Raw genomic sequence first — 22,230 nt, forward strand, 5'->3', positions numbered from 1 at the left:
AGTTCTCAAACAACGACCAACCACCCATCACCCCGAGCAAACAGCTCGAGTGCACTGGGGCCGGCATCGAAGGCACCCGACCTTGCGGCCGTACCTTCAGACACCCAACAGCGTGCCCGACACCCCCGCCCCTCGTGGTCTGCGTTCCACGCTCCGAAGAGCAGTACTAGCAGCCCGAGTTGGCTGACGATGCCGAGTAGTCAACGTTCCACCCATGAGCAACCAGCATCAGACGTTCGCTGATGTACTGGCCTCTGACCAACCAGAGGTTGGTAAGAAGTGCTCCTTAGAAAGGAGGTGATCCAGCCGCACCTTCCGGTACGGCTACCTTGTTACGACTTCGTCCCAATCGCCAGTCCCACCTTCGACAGCTCCCTCCCACAAGGGGTTGGGCCACCGGCTTCGGGTGTTACCGACTTTCGTGACGTGACGGGCGGTGTGTACAAGGCCCGGGAACGTATTCACCGCAGCAATGCTGATCTGCGATTACTAGCGACTCCGACTTCATGGGGTCGAGTTGCAGACCCCAATCCGAACTGAGACCGGCTTTTTGAGATTCGCTCCACCTCGCGGTATCGCAGCTCATTGTACCGGCCATTGTAGCACGTGTGCAGCCCAAGACATAAGGGGCATGATGACTTGACGTCGTCCCCACCTTCCTCCGAGTTGACCCCGGCGGTCTCCCGTGAGTCCCCAGCACCACAAGGGCCTGCTGGCAACACGGGACAAGGGTTGCGCTCGTTGCGGGACTTAACCCAACATCTCACGACACGAGCTGACGACAGCCATGCACCACCTGTACACCGACCACAAGGGGGACCCTGTCTCCAGAGTTTTCCGGTGTATGTCAAGCCTTGGTAAGGTTCTTCGCGTTGCGTCGAATTAAGCCACATGCTCCGCCGCTTGTGCGGGCCCCCGTCAATTCCTTTGAGTTTTAGCCTTGCGGCCGTACTCCCCAGGCGGGGCACTTAATGCGTTAGCTGCGGCACGGACAACGTGGAATGTTGCCCACACCTAGTGCCCACCGTTTACGGCGTGGACTACCAGGGTATCTAATCCTGTTCGCTCCCCACGCTTTCGCTCCTCAGCGTCAGTATCGGCCCAGAGATCCGCCTTCGCCACCGGTGTTCCTCCTGATATCTGCGCATTTCACCGCTACACCAGGAATTCCGATCTCCCCTACCGAACTCTAGCCTGCCCGTATCGACTGCAGACCCGGGGTTAAGCCCCGGGCTTTCACAACCGACGCGACAAGCCGCCTACGAGCTCTTTACGCCCAATAATTCCGGACAACGCTCGCGCCCTACGTATTACCGCGGCTGCTGGCACGTAGTTAGCCGGCGCTTCTTCTGCAGGTACCGTCACTTTCGCTTCTTCCCTGCTGAAAGAGGTTTACAACCCGAAGGCCGTCATCCCTCACGCGGCGTCGCTGCATCAGGCTTTCGCCCATTGTGCAATATTCCCCACTGCTGCCTCCCGTAGGAGTCTGGGCCGTGTCTCAGTCCCAGTGTGGCCGGTCGCCCTCTCAGGCCGGCTACCCGTCGTCGCCTTGGTGAGCCGTTACCTCACCAACAAGCTGATAGGCCGCGGGCTCATCCTGCACCGCCGGAGCTTTCCACGCGCATCAGATGCCTGAGCGCGGCGTATCCGGTATTAGACCCCGTTTCCAGGGCTTGTCCCAGAGTGCAGGGCAGATTGCCCACGTGTTACTCACCCGTTCGCCACTAATCCCCACCGAAGTGGGTCATCGTTCGACTTGCATGTGCTAAGCACGCCGCCAGCGTTCGTCCTGAGCCAGGATCAAGCTCTCCGTGAATGCTTCCCCGTACTCGGGGCGAACACATCACGAGAGCGGAACCGCATGGAGGAATAGTCCTCACGGTTCACAGCGTCCTCGCTGTGTTTTTTCAAAGGAACCTCGACCGCCGAAATGATTCCGACGGACGGGGTATCAACATATCTGGCGTTGACTTTTGGCACGCTGTTGAGTTCTCAAGGAACGGACGCTTCCTTCGTACTCACCCTCTCGGGCTTTCCTCCGGGCGCTTCCCTTCGGTGTTTCCGACTCTATCAGATCTTTCCGATCCGATTTCCTCGGTGCTTTCCAGGTCGACGCTTTCGCGTTTTCCTTTCCGGCGGATCCGACTTTATCAGAGATTCTGAGTCGGTTTTCCTCACCCCTTCCGGGCACTGCTTCCGGCGCACGAGGTGACCGGGTGTCCGTTCGGGAGGAGTTGTAAACGTACTGGAGCGGGGCGCCTCGATGCAAATCGAGGCGCCCCGCTCACCGTTCGCTCGCGCGTGGTGTCCGACGGACCGTCAGACCTCCACCACCACGGGCAGGATCATCGGCCGGCGCCGGTAGGTGTCGGAGACCCACTTGCCCAGCGTGCGGCGGACGAGCTGCTGCATCTGGTGGGGTTCGACCACGCCGTCCTGGGCCGAACGCTCGAGGACCTCCGTGATCTTCGGGATCACCTCGCCGAAGGCGGAGTCCTCGATGCCGGAACCGCGGGCCTGGACGTGCGGTCCGCCCGTGATCTTGCCGGTCGAGGCGTCGATGACCACGAACACCGAAATGATGCCCTCGTCGCCGAGGATCTTGCGGTCCTTCAGGGCCGGCTCGCCGACATCGCCGACGGAGAGGCCGTCGACGTAGACGTATCCCGCCTGGACCTTGCCGGAGATCTTGGCCTTGCCCTCGACGAGGTCGACGGCCACACCGTCCTCGGCGATGACGATGCGGTCGTGCGGGACGCCGGTCATCGCGCCCAGTTCGGCATTGGCCCGCAGATGGCGCCACTCGCCGTGGACCGGCATCAGGTTCTTCGGACGGCAGATGTTGTAGAAGTACAGCAGTTCGCCGGCCGAGGCATGGCCCGAGACGTGGACCTTGGCGTTGCCCTTGTGGACGACGTTCGCGCCCCAGCGGGTCAGGCCGTTGATCACGCGGTAGACCGCGTTCTCGTTGCCCGGGATGAGCGACGACGCCAGGATCACCGTGTCGCCATCGACGATGCGGATCTGGTGGTCGCGGTTGGCCATCCGGGACAGGGCCGCCATCGGTTCGCCCTGCGAGCCCGTGCAGACCAGGACGACTTCGCTGTCCGGCAGGTCGTCCAGCGCCTTGACGTCCACCACCAGGCCCGCCGGGACCTTCAGATAGCCGAGGTCGCGGGCGATGCCCATGTTGCGGACCATGGAGCGGCCGACGAAGGCGACCCTGCGGCCGTACTCGTGCGCCGCGTCCAGGATCTGCTGGATGCGGTGGACGTGGCTGGCGAAACTGGCCACGATGATGCGCTTGCGGGCACCGGCGAACACCTGGCGCAGGACGCCCGAGATATCGCGCTCGTGCGGGGTGAAACCCGGGACCTCGGCGTTCGTGGAGTCGCTGAGGAGCAGGTCGATGCCCTCCTCGCTGAGCCTGGCGAACGCGTGTAGATCCGTGAGGCGGTTGTCCAGCGGAAGCTGGTCCATCTTGAAGTCGCCGGTGTGGACGACCATGCCGGCGGGCGTGCGGATGGCCACGGCCAGCGCGTCGGGAATCGAGTGGTTGACCGCGACGAACTCGCAGTCGAAGGGGCCGATGCGCTCGCGGTGGCCCTCCGCGACCTCGAGGGTGTAGGGCCGGATGCGGTGCTCCTGGAGCTTCGCCTCGATCAGGGCGAGGGTCAGCTTGGAGCCGATCAGCGGGATGTCCGGCTTCTCCCGCAGGAGGAACGGGACGCCGCCGATGTGGTCCTCGTGGCCGTGGGTGAGGACGATGCCCTCGATGTCGTCGAGACGGTCCCGGATGGACGAGAAGTCCGGCAGGATCAGGTCGATTCCGGGCTGCTCCTCCTCGGGGAAGAGCACTCCGCAGTCGACGATCAGCAGGCGGCCGCCGTACTCGAAGACCGTCATGTTGCGGCCGATCTCGCCGAGTCCGCCGAGCGGGGTGACGCGCAGGCCGCCTTCCGGCAGCGGCGGGGGCGGGCCGAGTTCAGGATGCGGATGACTCAAAAGACTCTCCTCACCACACGCGCCACGTACCGGTGGGCACGTGGCGCGCATGACGTTCGTGCAGAAGCAGTTGTCGTAAGGGGTGCGGGCACCGGTGGCCCGCGTATTCAGTTGTGGAGTCCGTCTGCGCGAGCGGTCGCGCGAAGTCTGTTACTGAAGCTGTACCCCGCCGGCAGCAAGATCGATCTTGAGCTGCTCGATCTCTTCGGGCGTGCACTCGACCATGGGGGCGCGCAGGGGCCCGGCGGGCAGTCCCTTCAGCGCGAGCGCCGCCTTGGTGGTCATCACGCCCTGGGTGCGGAACACGCCGGTGTAGACGGGCAGCAGCCTCTGGTGGATCTCGGTGGCCTTCTGCACGTCTCCGGAGACGTACGCCTCGACCAGTGAGCGCAGCTCCGGCGTGACGAGGTGGCCGACGACCGAGACGAAACCGACCGCTCCGATCGAGAGCAGGGGCAGGTTGAGCATGTCGTCGCCGGAGTACCAGGCGAGGCCGGAGCGGGCGATGGCCCAGCCCGCTCGGCCGAGGTCGCCCTTGGCGTCCTTGTTGGCGACGATGCGCGGGTGCTCGGCGAGGCGGACCAGCGTCTCCGTGCTGATCGGGACGCCACTGCGGCCGGGGATGTCGTACAGCATGACCGGCAGTGCGGTGGCGTCGGCGACGGCCGTGAAGTGCCGGTACAGGCCCTCCTGTGGGGGCTTGTTGTAGTACGGGGTGACGACGAGCAGGCCGTGCGCGCCGGCGTGCTCCGCGGCGTGGGCCAGTTCGATGCTGTGACGGGTGTCGTTGGTGCCGACTCCGGCCACGACATGGGCACGGTCGCCGACAGCCTCCACGATCGCCCGTACGAGATCCGCTTTCTCCGCGTCGCTGGTGGTCGGGGACTCGCCGGTGGTGCCGTTGACGATCAGGCCGTCGTTGCCTGCGTCCACCAGGTGGGTGGCGAGCCGCTGTGCGCCGTCGAGGTCGAGTGCGCCGTCCGCCGTGAAGGGCGTGACCATGGCGGTGAGGACCCGCCCGAAGGGGGTCTGCGGAGTGGAGGTCGGAGCCATGGGTTACACGCTACTCGTTGCTCAGGCCGGGGTCTTCCCTCGGGGGAGGCGACAAGACGGGGCACAGGGGGAGCCCGGTACTGCCTGCTCGGGGGTTCAGGCAGTACCGGGCCCGTTTGATCAGGCTAGATGAACTTCGCGAAATGCCGCAATACGGACACTTCGCTCGGCTGATCCGTACATCTGTGCCTGCGGACGCCGACGCGGACGGCTACGGGGCCACGCGCCCGTTGGCGTTGAAGGCGGCGTAGGTCAGCGGCATGAGCCGGGCCCACTCGGCCTCCATCTTCTCGCCGACCATCTCGATCTCGCGCTGCGGGAAGGACGGGACCTTCGCCTGCTCGTGCTGCGTGCGCAGGCCGAGGAAGTGCATCAGCGACCGCGCGTTGCAGGTGGCGTACATCGAGGAGTACAGGCCGACGGGGAGCGCCGCGCGGGCGACCTCGCGGGCGACGCCCTCGGCCAGCAGCTTCTGGTAGGCCTCGTAGGCCTGGTGGTACGTCTCGCCCAGCACGCTCTGGACGGTCGCGTGCTGCGCGGGTGTGCCCTCGACGAAGACGTACTTGCCCGGGCGTCCCTCCTGGACCAGCTTGCGCGCGGCGTCGGGCACGTAGAAGACGGGCTCCAGCTCGCGGTAGCGGCCCGACTCCTCGTTGTACGACCAGCCCACGCGGTGGCGCATGAACTCGCGGAAGACGAAGATCGGTGCGCTGATCAGGAACGTCATCGAGTTGTGCTCGAAGGGGCTGCCGTGCCGATCCCGCATCAGGTAGTTGATCAGGCCCTTGGAGCGCTCCGGGTCCTTCTGCAGTTCCCCGAGGGACTGCTCGCCCAGGGTCGAGACGCGGGCGGCGAAGAGGACGTCCGAGTCCGAGGCGCTGGACTTCACCAGCTCGACGGTGACGTCACTCCGCAAGGTGACATCGGTGCGGGGTGCCGGTTTGGGATCGTCGGCGGAGGTCAACTGGGTCCTTCCCGTCGCGGAGAGCAGGGTCGCGCCCACTTTACGGGGCGGCTCCGGCGGGGCGGGAGGTGCCCTGCCGGGACGGGATGTGCGGATGTGGGCACCTTTTCCGGTGTCCGTTCGTCTGTCCTGGTGACAGTGATTCGTTCGATCTTCGAATCCTCGGGGGCCGAGCGCCCCCGAGGGCTCCGGACGATCCCCGCCCTTCTTCCGAAAGGAGACGCACCTCCGATGCTCCGCCGGCGTGAACCCGTGCCGTTCGCCTTCGTCGCCGAGGCCGACAGGTTCCGCAGCAATGTCGCACCGCCTCCCCGTGAGCGGGCCTCCGCCGGTCAGCTGGCCGGGCGCTGGCTGCTGGGACTCACCCTCGCCGCCGGGCTGGTGGGCTCCCTGATCGTGGGCATACCTGCGCTTTCCACCGACCCCGCGGGCACGCAGACGCAGCAGTCCCAGGCGACCGACGGCCGCTGACCGCCGGGTCCCGCGGCGGGGCCGCCATCCGGACCCCGAAGGTGGTGACCGGGCACACAGATCGATAGCCTCACCGGGCACTGACCATGCATGGACCGAGTGAGGACCCGCCGTGCCCCTGCCCTTCCTGACGGCCGACCGCGCATTCGACACGGTGGACGATGTCGCCCTGCCGCACGACGACCGGGACCGCTGGCGGCGGCCGTACCGTCCCGGTCCGTGGCGCGTGGGCACGGCGGCGCTCCTGCTGCTGCTCGCCTCGTTCGTCCTGTTCGCCGCGGTGATCATCGCGGCGACGGCGACGCTCGCGTCGGCCGGGACGGTGTTCGGCATCGCGCTGGCCGTGGTCGCCACTGCGCTGCGGCTGCTCCGCATGGGCGTGTGGGTGAGCGCGCGGGGACTGCGTCAGGTGGCCTTCTTCACCACGCGTACGACGCCCTGGGCGCAGGTGGGTGCCGTGCGCACGGTGCAGCAGCCGGTGCGCTGGCTGGGCCTGCCGCGGACGGTGCAGGGCCAGGCGCTGGTCCTCGCCCGGCGCGGGCGCGGCGCGGAGACCCGGCCGCCGCTGCTGACCTCGCACAACGCGGACTTCCTGGGCCGGGACCAGTTGGCCTTCGACCGGGCGGCCGACTCCGTGGAGGTGTGGGCCGCCGAGTACGGGCGCGGCGGGGCCGCGTAGGGACCGGGTGGTCCAAGGGCTGGTGCTAGGCCCGGGCTGCCCAGGCCGGGCCTCGTAGAGGCCAGGCCTCACAGATGGCGGGCTCGTAAGGGCCGGGCCTCCGTCGGAGCCGGGCCGCTCAGGCGGACGTCTTGTGCAGGCTGATCGCCCGCTGCATCGCCTTGCGGGCGCGCGGGGTGTCACGGGCGTCGTGGTAGGCCACGGCGAGCCGGAACCAGGTGCGCCAGTCGTCGGGGGCGTCCTCCGTCTCGGCCTTGCGCCGGGCGAAGACCTCGTCGGCCGAGTCGCGGTCGATGCGCCCGCTGGGCAGGCGCTTCAGCTCGTCGACGGGCAGTCCGCCCTCGGCGTCGAGCTGGGCGGCGAGCCGGTTGGCGTTCCGGACGAACTCGGTGTTCTTCCACAGGAACCACACGCCGATGACCGGAAGGATCAGCACCGCGACACCGAAGGTGACGGTGAGGGGTGTGCCGGTCTCGATGAGCAGCACGCCACGGCTGCCGACCAGGACGAAGTAGACGACCAGGACGGCGGCCGTGACGGCGTAGGAGATCTTCGCGCGCATGGGTGTTCGGCTCGGTCTCAGTTCAGGTCGAGGAAGTGTTCCAGGCCGAAGGTGAGGCCCGGAGTGGTCACCACGCGGCGGGCGCCGAGCAGGATGCCCGGCATGAAGCTGCTGTGGTGCAGGGAGTCGTGCCGGACGGTGAGGGTCTCGCCCTCCGCGCCGAGCAGGACCTCCTGGTGGGCGAGCAGGCCCCGCAGCCGGACCGCGTGCACCGGGACGCCGTCGACGTCCGCGCCGCGGGCGCCGTCCAGGGCGGTGGTGGTGGCGTCCGGGGCCGGGGCGGAGCCGGCCCGGCGGCGGGCCTCGGCGATCAGCTGGGCGGTGCGGGTGGCGGTGCCGCTGGGCGCGTCGACCTTGTTCGGGTGGTGCAGCTCGACGACCTCGACGGACTCGAAGTACGGGGCGGCGATCTGCGCGAACTTCATGGTGAGCACGGCGCCGATGGAGAAGTTCGGCGCGATGAGCACGCCCGTTTCCGGGGACTGGTCGAGCCAGCCCTTCAGCTGCGCGAGGCGGTCGTCGGTCCAGCCCGTCGTACCGACGACGGCGTGGATGCCGTGACGCACGCAGAAGTCGAGGTTGCCCATGACCGAGGCGGGGGGGGTCAGCTCGACGGCGACCTGGGCGCCGGTCTCGGCGAGGGTCTCCAGCTTGTCGCCCCGGCCGAGGGCGGCCACCAGCTCCATGTCGTCGGCGGCCTCGATCGCCCGTACCGCTTCGGAACCGATCCGACCCTTGGCGCCGAGGACCGCCACGCGCAGCTTGCTCATGTCCTTGTTTCCTTACCGGGGTGGGTCAGGCGACGGCGTCGTGCAGCCGGGACGCCTGCTTGTCCTTGAGGGGGCCGATGACCGACAGGGAGGGCCGCCGTCCCAGCACGTCGCGGGCGACCGAGCGGACGTCGTCCGGGGTGACCGAGGCTATCCGGGCCAGCATGTCGTCGACGGACATCTGCTCGCCCCAGCACAGCTCGCTCTTGCCGATACGGTTCATCAGCGCGCCGGTGTCCTCCAGACCGAGGACGGTGGAGCCCCTCAGCTGGCCGACAGCACGCTCGATCTCCTCGTCGGGCAGTCCGTGCTCGGCGACCCGGTCGAGTTCGTCGCGGCAGATCTTCAGCACGTCGTGCACCTGGGAGGGCCGGCAGCCGGCGTACACGCCGAACAGGCCGCAGTCGGCGAAGCCGGAGGTGTACGAGTACACGCTGTAGGCCAGTCCGCGCTTCTCCCGGACCTCCTGGAAGAGGCGGGAGGACATGCCGCCGCCGAGGGCGGTGTTGAGCACGCCGAGCGCCCAGCGCCGCTCGTCGGTGCGGGCCAGGCCCGGCATGCCGAGGACGATGTGCGCCTGCTCCGTCTTGCGGCCCAGCAGCTCGACCCGGCCGGCGGTGCGCAGGGCGCGGTGGCCGGTGCGCGGGCCGAGGGGCTCCGCTTCGGGGTTCTTGAACGCCCCGGCCTTCTCGAAGGCGGCACGGACCTGGCGTACGACCTTGTTGTGGTCGATGTTGCCGGCGCAGGCGACCACCAGGTGGGTGGGGTCGTAGTGCTTCTTGTAGAAGCGGCGGATGCGGTCGGCGGTCAGGGCGTTGACCGTGTCGACGGTGCCGAGGACGGGGCGGCCGAGGGGGTTGTCGCCGAACATGGTGTGCGCGAACAGGTCGTGCACGCAGTCGCCCGGGTCGTCCTCGGTCATCGCGATCTCTTCGAGGATGGCGCCGCGCTCGACGTCGACGTCCTCCTCGCGGATCACGGAGCCGGTGAGCATGTCGCACACCACGTCGATGGCGAGCGGCAGGTCGGTGTCGAGCACGCGCGCGTAGTAGCACGTGTACTCCTTGGCCGTGAACGCGTTCATCTCGCCGCCGACGGCGTCGAGGGCGGAGGAGATGTCGAGGGCGGAACGGCGGGCGGTGCCCTTGAACAGCAGGTGCTCGAGGTAGTGCGTGGCGCCGTTCAGGGCCGGGGTCTCGTCGCGGGAGCCGACGTGCGCCCAGATGCCGAAGGTCGCCGAGCGGACCGAGGGCAGGGTCTCGGTGACGATGCGCAGGCCGCCGGGGAGGGGGGTCTTGCGGACCGTACCGATGCCGTTCTCGCCCTTGATGAGGGTTTGGGTACGGGCGACGGCCCGCGCCTCCGAAGAGGTGCGGGCCGTCGCCTTGGAGCCACGGGACGTCACTTGTCGGCGTCGTCCTTCTTCTCGTCGTCGCCTTCCTCGCCCTCGATCACGGGGATGAGGGAGAGCTTGCCGCGGGAGTCGATCTCGGCGATCTCGACCTGGACCTTCTGGCCCACACCGAGCACGTCCTCGACGTTCTCCACGCGCTTGCCGCCGGCCAGCTTGCGGATCTGCGAGATGTGCAGCAGACCGTCCTTGCCGGGGAGGAGGGAGACGAAGGCGCCGAACGTCGTCGTCTTCACGACCGTGCCCAGGTAGCGCTCGCCGACCTCGGGCATCGTCGGGTTGGCGATGCCGTTGATCGTGGTGCGGGCGGCCTCGGCGGACGGGCCGTCGGCGGCACCGATGTAGATGGTGCCGTCGTCCTCGATGGTGATCTCGGCGCCGGTGTCCTCCTGGATCTGGTTGATCATCTTGCCCTTGGGGCCGATGACCTCGCCGATCTTGTCGACCGGGATCTTCACGGTGATGATCCGCGGCGCGTTCGGGGACATCTCGTCCGGCGTGTCGATCGCTTCCATCATCACGTCGAGGATGTGGAGGCGGGCGTCACGGGCCTGCTTGAGGGCGGCGGCCAGGACGGAGGCCGGGATGCCGTCCAGCTTGGTGTCGAGCTGGAGGGCGGTCACGAACTCCTTGGTGCCGGCGACCTTGAAGTCCATGTCGCCGAAGGCGTCCTCCGCACCGAGGATGTCGGTGAGGGTGACGTAGTGCGTCTCGCCCTCGATCTCCTGGGAGATCAGGCCCATGGCGATACCGGCGACCGGGGCCTTCAGCGGCACACCGGCGTTCAGCAGCGACATGGTGGAGGCGCAGACCGAGCCCATGGACGTCGAGCCGTTGGAGCTCAGCGCCTCGGAGACCTGGCGGATCGCGTAGGGGAACTCCTCGCGCGTCGGCAGGACCGGGATGAGGGCGCGCTCGGCGAGGGCGCCGTGACCGATCTCGCGGCGCTTCGGGGAGCCGACGCGGCCGGTCTCGCCGGTGGAGTACGGCGGGAAGTTGTAGTTGTGCATGTAGCGCTTGCGGGTCACCGGGGAGAGGGTGTCCAGCTGCTGCTCCATGCGGAGCATGTTGAGGGTGGTGACGCCCAGGATCTGCGTCTCGCCACGCTCGAACACGGCGGAGCCGTGCACGCGCGGGATCGCCTCGACCTCGGCGGCCAGGGTGCGGATGTCGGTGACACCGCGGCCGTCGATGCGCTTCTTCTCCTTGATGACGCGCTCACGGACCAGGGTCTTGGTCAGCGAACGGTACGCGGCGGAGATCTCCTTCTCGCGGCCCTCGAACTCCGGCAGGAGCTTCTCGGCGGCGAGCGCCTTGACGCGGTCCAGCTCGGCCTCGCGCTCCTGCTTGCCGGCGATGGTCAGCGCGGAGGCGAGCTCCGGCTTGACGGCGGCGGTGAGGGCCTCGAGGACGTCGTCCTGGTAGTCCAGGAAGATCGGGAACTCGCCGGTCGGCTTGGCGGCCTTCGCGGCGAGGTCGGCCTGGGCCTTGCACAGGACCTTGATGAAGGGCTTCGCGGCCTCGAGACCGGCGGCGACGACCTCCTCGGTCGGCGCCTCGGCGCCGCCCTCGACCAGCTTGATGGTCTTCTCGGTGGCCTCCGCCTCGACCATCATGATCGCGACGTCGCCGTCCTCGAGGGTGCGGCCCGCGACGACCATGTCGAAGACGGCGTCCTCGAGCTCGGTGTGCGTCGGGAAGGCGACCCACTGGCCGCGGATCAGCGCGACGCGGACGCCGCCGATCGGGCCGGAGAAGGGCAGGCCGGCCAGCTGCGTGGACGCGGAGGCGGCGTTGATCGCCACGACGTCGTACAGGTGGTCGGGGTTGAGCGCCATGATCGTGGCGACGACCTGGATCTCGTTGCGCAGGCCCTTCTTGAAGGACGGGCGCAGCGGGCGGTCGATGAGGCGGCAGGTGAGGATCGCGTCCTCGGACGGCCGGCCCTCACGGCGGAAGAAGGAGCCGGGGATCTTGCCGGCCGCGTACATCCGCTCCTCGACGTCCACCGTGAGGGGGAAGAAGTCGAGCTGGTCCTTGGGGTTCTTGGATGCGGTGGTGGCCGACAGCACCATGGTGTCGTCGTCCAGGTACGCCACGGCGGAGCCGGCGGCCTGCTTGGCCAGGCGGCCCGTCTCGAAGCGGATGGTGCGGGTGCCGAAGGAGCCGTTGTCGATGACGGCCTCGGCGTAGTGGGTCTCGTTCTCCACCAGCGTTTTCTCCGTTACTTGTCGTCTTTTGTCCCGCCTCGCCCGTGTGGCGGGGGGACGGTGTCGGAGAAGCGCTCCACTGGTGCGGGCCGGTCTTCGATCGAAGCACCCGGGGTTCACTCTCCCGGGGGCCACTACCGAGGACCGGCGGCGGCGAGGTGCGCTTCTCCTCGTGCGTCGCGACGTCCGGTGACGTCGTTTCCTGCGTGACGTCCGGTGACGTCGTTCCGGTGATGTCCCTGGTCGCCTACCCGATGCGGCACGGGTCATCACACTGAGTCGTACCTATGGCGTTGTGCTACCACACTACAAAGGTGCAGTGACACTCCGCACGTACAGCAAAGGGAGCGGTCCCCTCGTTCCGGGAACCGCTCCCTCCACGGCGTCTTACTTGGCGCCCGCCGCACCACGGCGGATGCCGAGGCGGTCCACCAGCGCACGGAAGCGCTGGATGTCCTTCTTGGCGAGGTACTGCAGCAGCCGGCGGCGCTGACCGACGAGGATCAGCAGACCACGGCGGGAGTGGTGGTCGTGCTTGTGGGTCTTCAGGTGCTCCGTCAGGTCGGAGATCCGACGGGACAGCAGAGCGACCTGGACCTCGGGGGAGCCGGTGTCACCCTCCTTGGTACCGAACTCGGAGATGATCTGCTTCTTCACTGCGGCGTCGAGCGACACGCGTACTCCTCATAGTCTGTGAATGGCCACCGAGTGCCCCCGGTCTACGTCTCGGGGGATCTTCCATGACTCGGAAGGCGGGGATCCGCTGGGCGCGGCCTCCAGGGCGGGGAATCGCTCCGGGGGTGCGTACACAAACGGCCGTCAGTCAGGGTACCAGGGCGTCGACCCGCCTCGGACCGGACCCCGCCCTGCCGGGCGCCGCCCGCCTCAGCCGGTCAGGGAGCGGACGGTGCTGAGGACGCCCAGCGCAGCCAGGCACAGCGGCACCAGGGTGAGCAGGACGGCCGACTCGGTGAGGTCGAGGAAGCGGCCCCAGAAGGGAGTGAGTCCCTTGCGGGGGACGACGAGGCCGATGGCGGTGATCAGCGCGGCCCCGGCCGCGACGGCCGCCGACAGCCAGATCGTACGCAGGTTCAGCGCTGCCCTGTCGTCGTGCAGGACGAACTCGGTCACGGCCTCGGCCGGCGGGTTCAGCACCAGTCCCAGCAGCAGGAAGGCGACGGCGCCGATGCCGGCGACGAGGGCACAGGTCACCTGGGAGGTGTAGCGGAACAGGCGGGCGCGGATCAGCATCGACAGCCCGGTGGCGAGCGCCAGCGACTGGCCCCAGACGTTGTCCGAGAAGCCCAGCACCGCGGCGGACACGACGACGACGGCCGACGTGCCGCCCACCAGTCCCAGCAGCAGTTCGTGGCCGCGTCGCGCCTGTGCGGCGATGCGTTCCGCGTCGAGGGCTTCGGCGTCCGGTGTGCGGGAGGGGTCCGCGTCGAAGTCGTCCTGGAGGGCGGAACGCGGGGCCGCGTAGCCGATGGGCAGCCGCGCGAAACGCGCGGACAGCCCGGGCAGGAAGGCGACCAGCCCGATCGCGCAGGGCGCGCACACGGCGGCGGCGGCGCTCGCGGAGGCCTCGCCGACGACGGTGACGAACCCGGCCAGGGTGCCCACGGCCGCGACGAACGCGGCGGCGACGAACGGAGCGTCCGACCCGGGGGCGAGGGCGAGCAGGGTCACCGAGGCCACCAGTACGGCGGCACAGCCCAGCATGAACTGCAGCCGGCCCGGCCCGTGTCCGGCAGGGGCGGCGACGATCCCGGACCCGGCGACGAGGATCAGGGGCAGGGCGCCGAGGCCCAGGGCGACGGACGCGGCCCGGTCGCCGTACACACGTGCGCGGACACCGGCGAACGCGGTCACCAGGACGCCGAGACCTCCGGCGACGACGCCGGGCAGGGCGTGCATGTCGTGCCGCACGGGGTCGGCGGACCACAGGGCGAACGCGAGCAGCAGGAGGAGCAGGGCGCCGCCGGTGAGTCCCGCGACACGCAGCAGGTCGTCGCTCCACAGGTGCCGGTCGCGCACGACCGCGGAGGCGACCGCGTCCGGTACGTCGTCGTGGACGGCGGGCGGCAGGGACTGGGCGAACGGCCGCAGGCTCAGCACCTCGCCGTCCAGGACCCGCTCGTCGGCGAGCGTGCGGGCGCCGTCCAGGACCCTGCCGTCACGCCGCACCAGGTGGTAGCCCGTCGGCGTGCCGACCGGCTGGGTCTGGCCCGTCAGACGCAGGATCTCCGGGTAGACGTCGGCCACGGGGATGTCCACCGGGAGCGCCACGTCGATACGACTGTCGGGCGCGACCACCGTCACTCGACAGAACCCCGTCGCCGTGGTCGTACTCACCTTCACTGCCCCCCTGCTTCGCGGATGCGCACGCTGCCGGAGCGCAACCCTACCGACACGCACTGTCGGTGACGGCACGTAGGATCACCACAGTGCGGGGGACGACCGTCACCACGGGGGTGCGGTGTGCCAACCGATCGCCCGCACAGGGGGATTGAGGCCTCGGTGAGCCAGCTCGTCATCAAGCGCCCACCACGCACCCTGCCACCCGAAGTACCGTCGGACGAACTGCAATTGGAGCCACCTCCGGAACTGCCCCGCGGGCAGCAGGAGGGCATGCTGATGCAGGTGCTGCCGACACTCGGCATGGGCTCGTCGGTGGTCTTCTACTTCGCCTCCCCCAACGCCCATCCGTTCATGCGGATCATGGGCGTGGTCATGCTGGTGTCTACGGCCGCGATGGTCGTCGCCCAGATCGTCCGGCATCGCCGGGGTACGCAGGGGCAAATGGCCGATGTGCGCCGGGACTACCTGCGGTATCTCGCGCAGACCCGGCGCAGGATCCGCACGACGGCACGCCGTCAGCGCGACGCGCAGTTGTACCTGCACCCCGCGCCGGACCAGCTGTGGGCGGTGGTCGCCGAGGGCAGCCGGGTGTGGGAACGCCGCGTCGCCGACGCCGACTTCGGGCAGGTGCGGGTCGGCCTGGGCCCGCAGCAGCTGGCCACGCCGCTGGTCGCCCCGCACACCGCTCCGGTCGACGAGCTCGAGCCTTTGTGCGCGGGCGCCATGCAGCGCTTCCTGGCCGTGCACGCCCAGCTGGAGGGCCTGCCGGTCGCCGTGTCGCTGCGCGCCTTCTACCACCTGACGGTCTCCGGCGACCCGGACAGCGCGCAGGCCGCCGCCCGTGCACTGGTCGCCCAGGCTGCCACGTTGCACTCCCCCGAGGACCTGGTGCTCGCCGTGGTGACGGCGCCGGGCGCCGTGGGCCGCTGGGACTGGACGAAGTGGCTGCCGCACTGCCAGCTGCCGGGTTCCCTCGACGGTGCGGGCACGCGCCGCCTCTTCGGGGACGACCTCGGTGAGCTGGAACAGCTGCTGGCGGACCGGCTGGAGGGCCGTCCGCGCTTCAGCCGGGACGGGCAGCCGCTCCTGGACCAACCGCACGTCCTGATCGTCCTCGACGGCGGCATGGTGCCCCCGACCAGCGTCTTCGCGGCCGCGGAGGGCCTGCAGGGGGTGACGGTCGTCGAGGTCGTGTCCGGCGAGCTGGACCAGCCCCGCGGGGACCTCTCGATCGTCGTGCGCCCTCAGCGGCTGTGGCTCGACTCCGGTGCCGGGGTCGCCTACGAGGGTGAGCCCGACGGGCTGTCGCTGCCCGCCGCCGAAGCGCTGGCGCGGCAGCTCGCACCGCTGCGCCTCGGCGGCGGGGACGACGACGAACCCCTCCTCGCCAACCTGGACTTCACCGAACTGCTCGGCCTCGGGGACGCGGCGACGGTGGACGTCGGACGGACCTGGAGGCCGCGGTCGACACCGGAGCGCCTCCGGGTGCCGATCGGGGTCGGCGAGGACGGCCGGCCCGTGATGCTGGACCTCAAGGAGGCCGCGCAGGACGGCATGGGCCCGCACGGCCTGTGCGTGGGCGCCACCGGCTCCGGCAAGTCCGAGCTGCTGCGCACCCTGGTGCTGGGTCTGGCCGTCACCCATTCCTCCGAGACGCTGAACTTCGTCCTGGCGGACTTCAAGGGCGGCGCGACGTTCGCCGGCATGTCCCGGCTGCCGCACGTCGCCGCCGTGATCACCAACCTCGCCGACGACCTCACCCTGGTCGACCGCATGGGTGACGCGATCCGCGGCGAACTGCAGCGCCGCCAGGAGTTGCTGCGCGCCGCGGGCAACTACGCCAACATCCACGACTACGAGAAGGCGCGTGCCGCCGGAGCGCCGCTGGAGCCGCTGGCCTCCCTCGTCCTGGTGATCGACGAGTTCAGCGAACTCCTCACCGCCAAGCCCGACTTCATCGACATGTTCATCCAGATCGGGCGCATTGGCCGGTCGCTGGGTGTGCATCTGCTGCTCGCCTCGCAGCGCCTCGAGGAGGGCCGGCTGCGCGGTCTGGACACCTATCTGTCGTACCGCATCGGTCTGCGGACCTTCTCGGCGGCCGAGTCGCGCGCGGCGCTCGGCGTGCCGGACGCGTACCACCTGCCGTCCGTCCCCGGTTCGGGGTACCTGAAGTTCGGCACGGACGAGATGGTGCGGTTCAAGGCCGCGTACGTGTCCGGCCCGTACCGCTCTGGCGGCCCCGAGCCCGGCCGCAGCGCGCTGCCCGTGGAACGGCGGCCCGCGCTGTTCACCGCCACGCCCGTACCGGTGGTGTACGCGGCCCCGGACCCGGACCGGGCGCCCGCCCCCGGCCGGCGGGAGGAGGACGACGCCCTGGCGGACACCGTGCTGGACGTCGTCGTGCAGCGGCTGGAGGGTCAGGGCGCGCCCGCACACCAGGTGTGGCTGCCGCCGCTGGACCGGGCACCGGCGCTGAACGAGCTGCTGCCCGCCCTGACCGTGTCCGCCGAGCGCGGCCTGCACCCGGCGGAGTACGGCCGGCCGGGCGGCCTGGCGATTCCGCTCGGCCTGATCGACAAGCCGTTCGAGCAGAAGCGGGAGATCCTCTACCAGGACTTCTCCGGAGCGGCGGGCCACATGATGGTGGTCGGCGGCCCCCAGTCGGGCAAGTCGACCCTGCTGCGCACCCTGATCGCCGCGTTCGCGCTGGCCCACACACCGCACGAAGTGCAGTTCTACGGCCTCGACTTCGGCGGCGGCGGTCTCGCCGCGGTCGCCGACCTGCCGCACGTGGGCGGTGTTGCGTCGCGTCTCGACCCGGAGCGGGTGCGGCGCACGGTGGCCGAGGTCGCCGGCATCCTCAACCGCCGCGAGCACTTCTTCCGCGTCAACGGCATCGACTCCGTCGCCACCTACCGCCGGCGTCGCGCGGCGGGCGATCTGCCCGGCGAGCCGTGGGGGGACGTCTTCCTCGTCATCGACGGCTGGGGCGGCTTCCGCAACGACTACGAGGGCCTCGAGGGCGTGGTCAACGACATCGCCGCCCGGGGCCTGGGATACGGCGTCCACGTGGTCCTTTCCGCCTCGCGCTACATGGAGGTGCGCGCGGTGCTCAAGGACCAGATCCTCGGCCGGCTGGAGCTGCGCCTCGGCGACGCCATGGACTCCGAGTTCGACCGCAAGGTGGCCCTGAACGTGCCGACGGGCGTGCCGGGCCGTGGTCAGGTTCCCGCCAAATTGCACTTCATGACGGCGCTGCCGCGGATCGACTCGTCCCCCACCCCGGACGACCTGGCCGACGCCACGGCCCAGCTGGTCCGGGCGGTCAAGGACAGCTGGCAGGGTCCACCGGCTCCCACGGTGCGTCTCCTCCCCCGCAAGCTGCCCGCCGACCAGTTGCCCAAGGGCTTCGAGTTCCCGCAGCACGGCATCGCGATCGGCATCGACGAGGCCAACCTGGAGCCGGTGTTCATCGACTTCGACACCGACCCCTTCTTCCTCGTCTTCGGGGAGAGCGAGTCCGGCAAGACCAATCTGCTGCGTCTGATCGCCAAGCAGATCGCGGAGCGCTACACCCCCGCCGAGGCACGGATCGTGGTGGGCGACTACCGGCGCACCATGCTGGAGGCGGTGCCGGAGACCCACCTGCTGGAGTACGCCCCCATGGCGTCGGCCATGCAGGTGCACATGGACGCCGTACGCCAGTTCATGGAGAAGCGGGCGCCCAAGCCGGACATCCCCCCGCAGCAGCTGCGGGACCGCAGCTGGTGGAGCGGCCCTCAGCTGTTCATCATCGTCGACGACCACGAACTGGTCGCGACCAACTCCGGCAACCCGCTGTCCCAGCTGGTGGAGCACCTGCCCTTCGCGCGCGACGTGGGCGTCAAGTTCGTCATCGCGCGCAGCTCCGCCGGCGCGTCCCGCGCCATGTTCGAGTCGTTCATGCAGCGCCTGAAGGAACTGGGCGCCCAGGGCGTGGTCCTTTCGGGGGACCCGAGCGAGGGCGACATCCTCGGCAATGTGCGCGCCCGGCCCATGCCGCCGGGACGTGGCGTGTTCGTCTCGCGCAAGCGCGGAACGCCGCTGATTCAGGTGGGCCTGCTTCCGCAACGGCATTAGGGTGATCGACTGAGCTCCGACCGGCGTCCCGCGACGCGGGCCGGAGACGGTGCAACGGGGAAGTACGGGGAGACAGCGGGGAGATGGGGAGAACGGGGAGGCGGCCGCGGTGAGTTCGAACGGGGGCGGTACCGGGAGTGCGCCGGACACGGGGAAGGCGTTCGACACGCTGTCCGGGGTGAACCCACAGATGGCGCTGGACGTCCAGCACGGCGCCATGAAGAGCTTCAAGAAGCGCGTGGACGAACTGCTGCGCGAACTGGACGAGTCCGAGGCAGCGCCGAACAGGGTCGGCCAGGACCGCCTGTCCCGCGCCCAGTTGGGCTCCGCGGACTTCAAGGAAGCACAGTTCCTCTACGACTCGTACGCCATCGTGCACGACGAGTTGGAGAACCTCTCCAAGGCGCTCGGCGCCCAGATCGAGGGCATGGGCCTGGCGGTACAGGCGTCCCGCGTGGGTTACGAGAACCTCGACGCCGACATCAAGGCGCGGATGAAGGCGGTCAACGCGGAGGCGGAGAAGTATTACGTCGCGGAGCGGGATCCGTATGTGGAGCGGCCGAACCAGAACGCCGACACACCCGGATCCACATCCGACAAGGGGGCGACCTACTGATGGGAGAGCAGACGCGCCGCGGAACGCCGAAGCCGGCCCGTACGGACTTCGAGTCCATGACCCACGAGCAACTGGCGGCGCTTCTCGACTCGGCGAGCCCTGAGGGGGCGTCCCACCTCGCGGCCAAACTCTCGAAGGCTTCCTCGACGATCACCAAGATCGGCGACGACCTCATGACGTACGTCAAAGGGCTGGAGTGGCAGGGCGAGGGCGGCGACGCCTTCCGTGACTGGGGTGGGCAAAGCGCGGCGGCGACGCTGCGTCTGGGCGAGTACGCAGAGGTGGCGTCGCGCTGGATGGCGACGGTGGCGCAGGCGGTCGCCGAGGCCAAGGCCGCGTTGCCCGACACGTCCGAAACGACTCGCGCCGAGGCGGAACTCGCCAACGCGCGGAAGTCGCTGGCAGCGGCACAGGCCCCCGATGCCCGTAACGACCCCGATGCCCGCAAGCTGGCGCAGACGGCCCAGTCCGACGCTGCGGCGGCGCAGCAGCGGATGGAGGCAGCGCGCGCGGAGGCCGTGCAGCAGCTGCGGAAGCTGGCGCAGACGTACGAGTACTCGGCGTATCAGGTGAACAGCGTGCCACCGCCCACTTTTGCGCCGCCGGCCGATCACCTTGACGAGAGGGAGTGGCGGCAGTCGGACCAGCACGCTGTTCCTTTGCCCGGAGCTTCCTCGGCGGCGACCACGTTTTCCTCCGCGACCGGCGGGTTCGAGGAGCGTGCCGGCGCGCCCGCCTCGGTACCGACGGGTTCATCCATCACCCCCTCCGAGGGCCTTCAGACACCTGGCAAGGAGCAGCCACGCCCTGCCGCGATGGAGATCGACAACGTGACTGGTATCGCGGACACTCGATCCCCCTCTTCCGCCAATGCGCCGACGCCGCCGACCGGCACCGGTTCGCGTCCCGACGCCGTGCACCCCCCGCAACCGAATGTCGTCCCTGCCGGTCCGCTGGGCCGGTTGAATCCCCAAGGCCCACTCGACCCTCAGCATTTGCCGTCGCCTACTCGGCCGTCTCTGATGCCGGGCCAGGGAACTCCAGGCGGAGGCCGCTTTCGTGCGCCTGGTGAGACCGGGATCATCGGGGGTCGTCCGGTGTCGCCCGGTGGGGGCAGGCTGTCAACCGGTATTCCTCAGGGAACGGTGATCGGCGGAGAACGACGTACACCGCTGGGACACGGGCCGATGGGGCGTGTTCTCCCGCCGGGTGCTCCGGCGGCCGCAGGCTCACCCTCCGGGCAGAGCAGTACGGGCACAACGCGACGCCTCGCATCGGAAACAGGCGGTGTGTTCGGCAACCGGCCGGCACAGCCGGGTCGCACCGGGTCGCGGCCATTCACGCCTGGCGGCGCCGGTCTGGTACGCCCGCCCGGTGTCGGCGACCCGGCGCATGGCGCAGTGGCCGGTCGTACCGGCGGCGGGACCCACGTACCCCATCAGCAGGTTCCGCGCAGGGACAACCGGCAGGAGCCGAGTCAGCGACCGGACTATCTAGCGGAAGAGGAAGAGACCTGGGCCCGCAGAAACCCTCGTGCGGTTCCCCCGGTCGTCGACTGACACCCCGGACCTCGTCAGCACTCAGGAAGGCGCATGCGCAGCAGGGACAAGCGAACGTGTCGGCCTCTCTCCGTGGCATCGGCTGCTCTCGGCCTGCTGCTCGTCGGCGTTGCCGCGACACCCGCCCACGCCGAGTCGGTACGTGACATGCAATGGCACCTCGGCGCCATGCACGCCGAGGAGATGTGGAAGATCAGCAAGGGAGAGGGCGTCACCGTCGCAGTCATCGACTCGGGCGTCGACGACTCCCTTGCCGACCTGAAGGGCCGCGTTCGCGACGGTAAGGACTATTCCGAACAGCGTGGTGACGAGCACACCGACATCGACGGGCACGGAACGTCCATGGCGGCGCTGATCGCAGCCACAGGCGCACGAGGCCCCCAGCACGGCTCCTACGGCCTTGCTCCAGCCGCCAAGATCCTCCCCATCCGCATGCGTTACGCCACGGAGAACTACGGCCAAGTCGACAACAAGGCCGAGTACTCGCGCGTTCTGACGAGGGCGATTCGCTATGCGGCGGACACCGACGCCCAGATCATCAACATCTCCATGGGCAGTTCCAATGCACCAGGCAGAAAGAACGTCGGCACACCGGAACTCGCCTCGGCGGTCCGCTACGCCATCGCGAAGGGGAAGCTGATCTTCGCTGCCGTCGGCAACAGCGGCAACAAGTCGAATTTTGCGGAGTACCCAGCTTCCACGCCGGGCGTGGTAGGAGTCGGGGCGGCAGACAAGAACGGCCAGGTCCTGGAGACATCTCAGAGCGGTCCGCAGGTTGACATCACTGCCCCCGGTGAAGACATCATCAACGCCTGCCTCGAAGGTACTCAAGTCTGCACAGGAAGCGGCACCAGTGCCTCGACAGCGCTGGCCTCGGCCTCGGCCGCACTCATCTGGGCCCGACATCCAGACTGGACCAACCACCAGGTACTCCGGGTCATGCTGAACACCGCCGGGAAGGCCAAGAGCGGTGCAGAACGAACCGACTTCGTCGGCTACGGCATTGTCCGTCCGCGCATCGCGCTGAAGAACCCAGGAGACCCGGGCCCCGCGGACGAGTACCCCCTGCCGGATCTGGCGGCAGCGGCGTCACCGTCGCCGTCCCCCGAGGGCGCACCGTCCGCGGACGCGGAGCGTGGCACCGCCCCGAAGCCTGCGTCCGCCGCCGCGACGGACAGCGGTGGCCTCGAGCCGTTGTGGGTCGCTCTGGGCGTGGCCGCCGCGGCAGTTCTCGCCGCCGCCGTCGCCGTACCCTTGCTCCGCGCCCGCTGCCGACGCTCGGCACCGGTGCCGGCGGCCCCGCCCCTCCCGCCGCCGTACTCCCCCTACGGGCACCCGCCTCAGCAGCCCCCGGCCTACGGGCCACCGCCGGGGCACGTCATGCCCCCGCCACCCGGGAGCGGCCAGGATCAGGGCCGACGTCCCTGACAGCCGCGCGCACAGCAAG

At 69.2% G+C, this 22,230-nt stretch carries 15 protein-coding genes and 1 rRNA gene; 6 read left to right on the top strand and 10 right to left on the bottom strand.

Features of this window, described 5'->3' with window-relative positions; all coding sequences use genetic code 11:
- Positions 1 to 290 precede the first annotated feature (290 nt).
- The 4 genes from FGW31_RS08625 to thyX form a co-directional block, all read right to left on the bottom strand.
- A 16S ribosomal RNA gene (locus FGW31_RS08625) occupies positions 291 to 1,816 on the bottom strand.
- 503 nt (positions 1,817 to 2,319) lie between these two features.
- The gene (locus FGW31_RS08635) at positions 2,320 to 4,005 is read right to left on the bottom strand and encodes a ribonuclease J (protein WP_142192791.1); all 1,686 of its coding nucleotides are present in this window, start codon (positions 4,003 to 4,005) and stop codon (positions 2,320 to 2,322) included.
- Positions 4,006 to 4,155: 150 nt separating this feature from the next.
- On the bottom strand, positions 4,156 to 5,058 hold the full coding sequence (gene dapA / locus FGW31_RS08640) for a 4-hydroxy-tetrahydrodipicolinate synthase (protein ID WP_142192792.1): 903 nt from the start codon (positions 5,056 to 5,058) through the stop codon (positions 4,156 to 4,158).
- Between the two features lie 211 nt (positions 5,059 to 5,269).
- Positions 5,270 to 6,022 carry an FAD-dependent thymidylate synthase gene (gene thyX, locus FGW31_RS08645; RefSeq protein ID WP_182674866.1) on the bottom strand — a complete coding sequence of 251 codons (753 nt, stop codon included), beginning with the start codon at positions 6,020 to 6,022 and terminating at the stop codon, positions 5,270 to 5,272.
- 231 nt (positions 6,023 to 6,253) lie between these two features.
- On the opposite strand from thyX, the gene FGW31_RS08650 reads away from it, so the two are divergent.
- Both FGW31_RS08650 and FGW31_RS08655 read left to right on the top strand, forming a co-directional pair.
- The gene (locus FGW31_RS08650) at positions 6,254 to 6,493 is read left to right on the top strand and encodes a hypothetical protein (RefSeq protein WP_142192793.1); all 240 of its coding nucleotides are present in this window, start codon (positions 6,254 to 6,256) and stop codon (positions 6,491 to 6,493) included.
- 112 nt (positions 6,494 to 6,605) lie between these two features.
- The gene (locus FGW31_RS08655; RefSeq protein ID WP_142192794.1) at positions 6,606 to 7,172 is read left to right on the top strand and encodes a hypothetical protein; all 567 of its coding nucleotides are present in this window, start codon (positions 6,606 to 6,608) and stop codon (positions 7,170 to 7,172) included.
- Between the two features lie 118 nt (positions 7,173 to 7,290).
- On the opposite strand, the gene FGW31_RS08660 is transcribed toward FGW31_RS08655, so the two are convergent.
- The 6 genes from FGW31_RS08660 to eccD form a co-directional block, all read right to left on the bottom strand.
- On the bottom strand, positions 7,291 to 7,734 hold the full coding sequence (locus FGW31_RS08660) for a tetratricopeptide repeat protein (protein ID WP_142192795.1): 444 nt from the start codon (positions 7,732 to 7,734) through the stop codon (positions 7,291 to 7,293).
- A 17-nt stretch (positions 7,735 to 7,751) separates the two neighbouring features.
- Positions 7,752 to 8,504, bottom strand: a complete 753-nt coding sequence (gene dapB / locus FGW31_RS08665; RefSeq protein WP_142192796.1) for a 4-hydroxy-tetrahydrodipicolinate reductase — start codon at positions 8,502 to 8,504, stop codon at positions 7,752 to 7,754.
- Positions 8,505 to 8,529: 25 nt separating this feature from the next.
- A complete protein-coding gene (locus tag FGW31_RS08670) occupies positions 8,530 to 9,909 on the bottom strand; it encodes a M16 family metallopeptidase (protein WP_142192797.1) in 1,380 nt (459 codons plus the stop codon).
- Complete coding sequence (locus tag FGW31_RS08675) at positions 9,906 to 12,125, bottom strand: polyribonucleotide nucleotidyltransferase (protein WP_142192798.1); 2,220 nt, start codon at positions 12,123 to 12,125, stop codon at positions 9,906 to 9,908. The genes FGW31_RS08670 and FGW31_RS08675 overlap by 4 nt, the downstream gene beginning before the upstream one ends.
- Before the next feature lie 387 nt (positions 12,126 to 12,512).
- Positions 12,513 to 12,800 carry a 30S ribosomal protein S15 gene (gene rpsO, locus FGW31_RS08680; RefSeq protein WP_004924725.1) on the bottom strand — a complete coding sequence of 96 codons (288 nt, stop codon included), beginning with the start codon at positions 12,798 to 12,800 and terminating at the stop codon, positions 12,513 to 12,515.
- Positions 12,801 to 13,010: 210 nt separating this feature from the next.
- Positions 13,011 to 14,480 carry a type VII secretion integral membrane protein EccD gene (gene eccD / locus FGW31_RS08685; protein ID WP_182674865.1) on the bottom strand — a complete coding sequence of 490 codons (1,470 nt, stop codon included), beginning with the start codon at positions 14,478 to 14,480 and terminating at the stop codon, positions 13,011 to 13,013.
- 165 nt (positions 14,481 to 14,645) lie between these two features.
- On the opposite strand from eccD, the gene eccCa reads away from it, so the two are divergent.
- The 4 genes from eccCa (at position 14,646) to mycP (ending at position 22,211) form a co-directional block, all read left to right on the top strand.
- Positions 14,646 to 18,608 carry a type VII secretion protein EccCa gene (gene eccCa, locus FGW31_RS08690; RefSeq protein WP_142192800.1) on the top strand — a complete coding sequence of 1,321 codons (3,963 nt, stop codon included), beginning with the start codon at positions 14,646 to 14,648 and terminating at the stop codon, positions 18,606 to 18,608.
- A 109-nt stretch (positions 18,609 to 18,717) separates the two neighbouring features.
- Complete coding sequence (locus FGW31_RS08695; RefSeq protein ID WP_142192801.1) at positions 18,718 to 19,224, top strand: hypothetical protein; 507 nt, start codon at positions 18,718 to 18,720, stop codon at positions 19,222 to 19,224.
- Positions 19,224 to 20,783: a hypothetical protein gene (locus FGW31_RS08700; RefSeq protein WP_142192802.1), complete on the top strand. Its 1,560-nt coding sequence runs from the start codon at positions 19,224 to 19,226 to the stop codon at positions 20,781 to 20,783. The genes FGW31_RS08695 and FGW31_RS08700 overlap by 1 nt, the downstream gene beginning before the upstream one ends.
- Before the next feature lie 33 nt (positions 20,784 to 20,816).
- Complete coding sequence (gene mycP, locus FGW31_RS08705; RefSeq protein ID WP_142192803.1) at positions 20,817 to 22,211, top strand: type VII secretion-associated serine protease mycosin; 1,395 nt, start codon at positions 20,817 to 20,819, stop codon at positions 22,209 to 22,211.
- Positions 22,212 to 22,230: the final 19 nt, after the last annotated feature.

The organism is Streptomyces calvus, assembly GCF_006782915.1.
In the GTDB taxonomy this organism is placed as follows: Bacteria; Actinomycetota; Actinomycetes; order Streptomycetales; family Streptomycetaceae; genus Streptomyces; species Streptomyces calvus.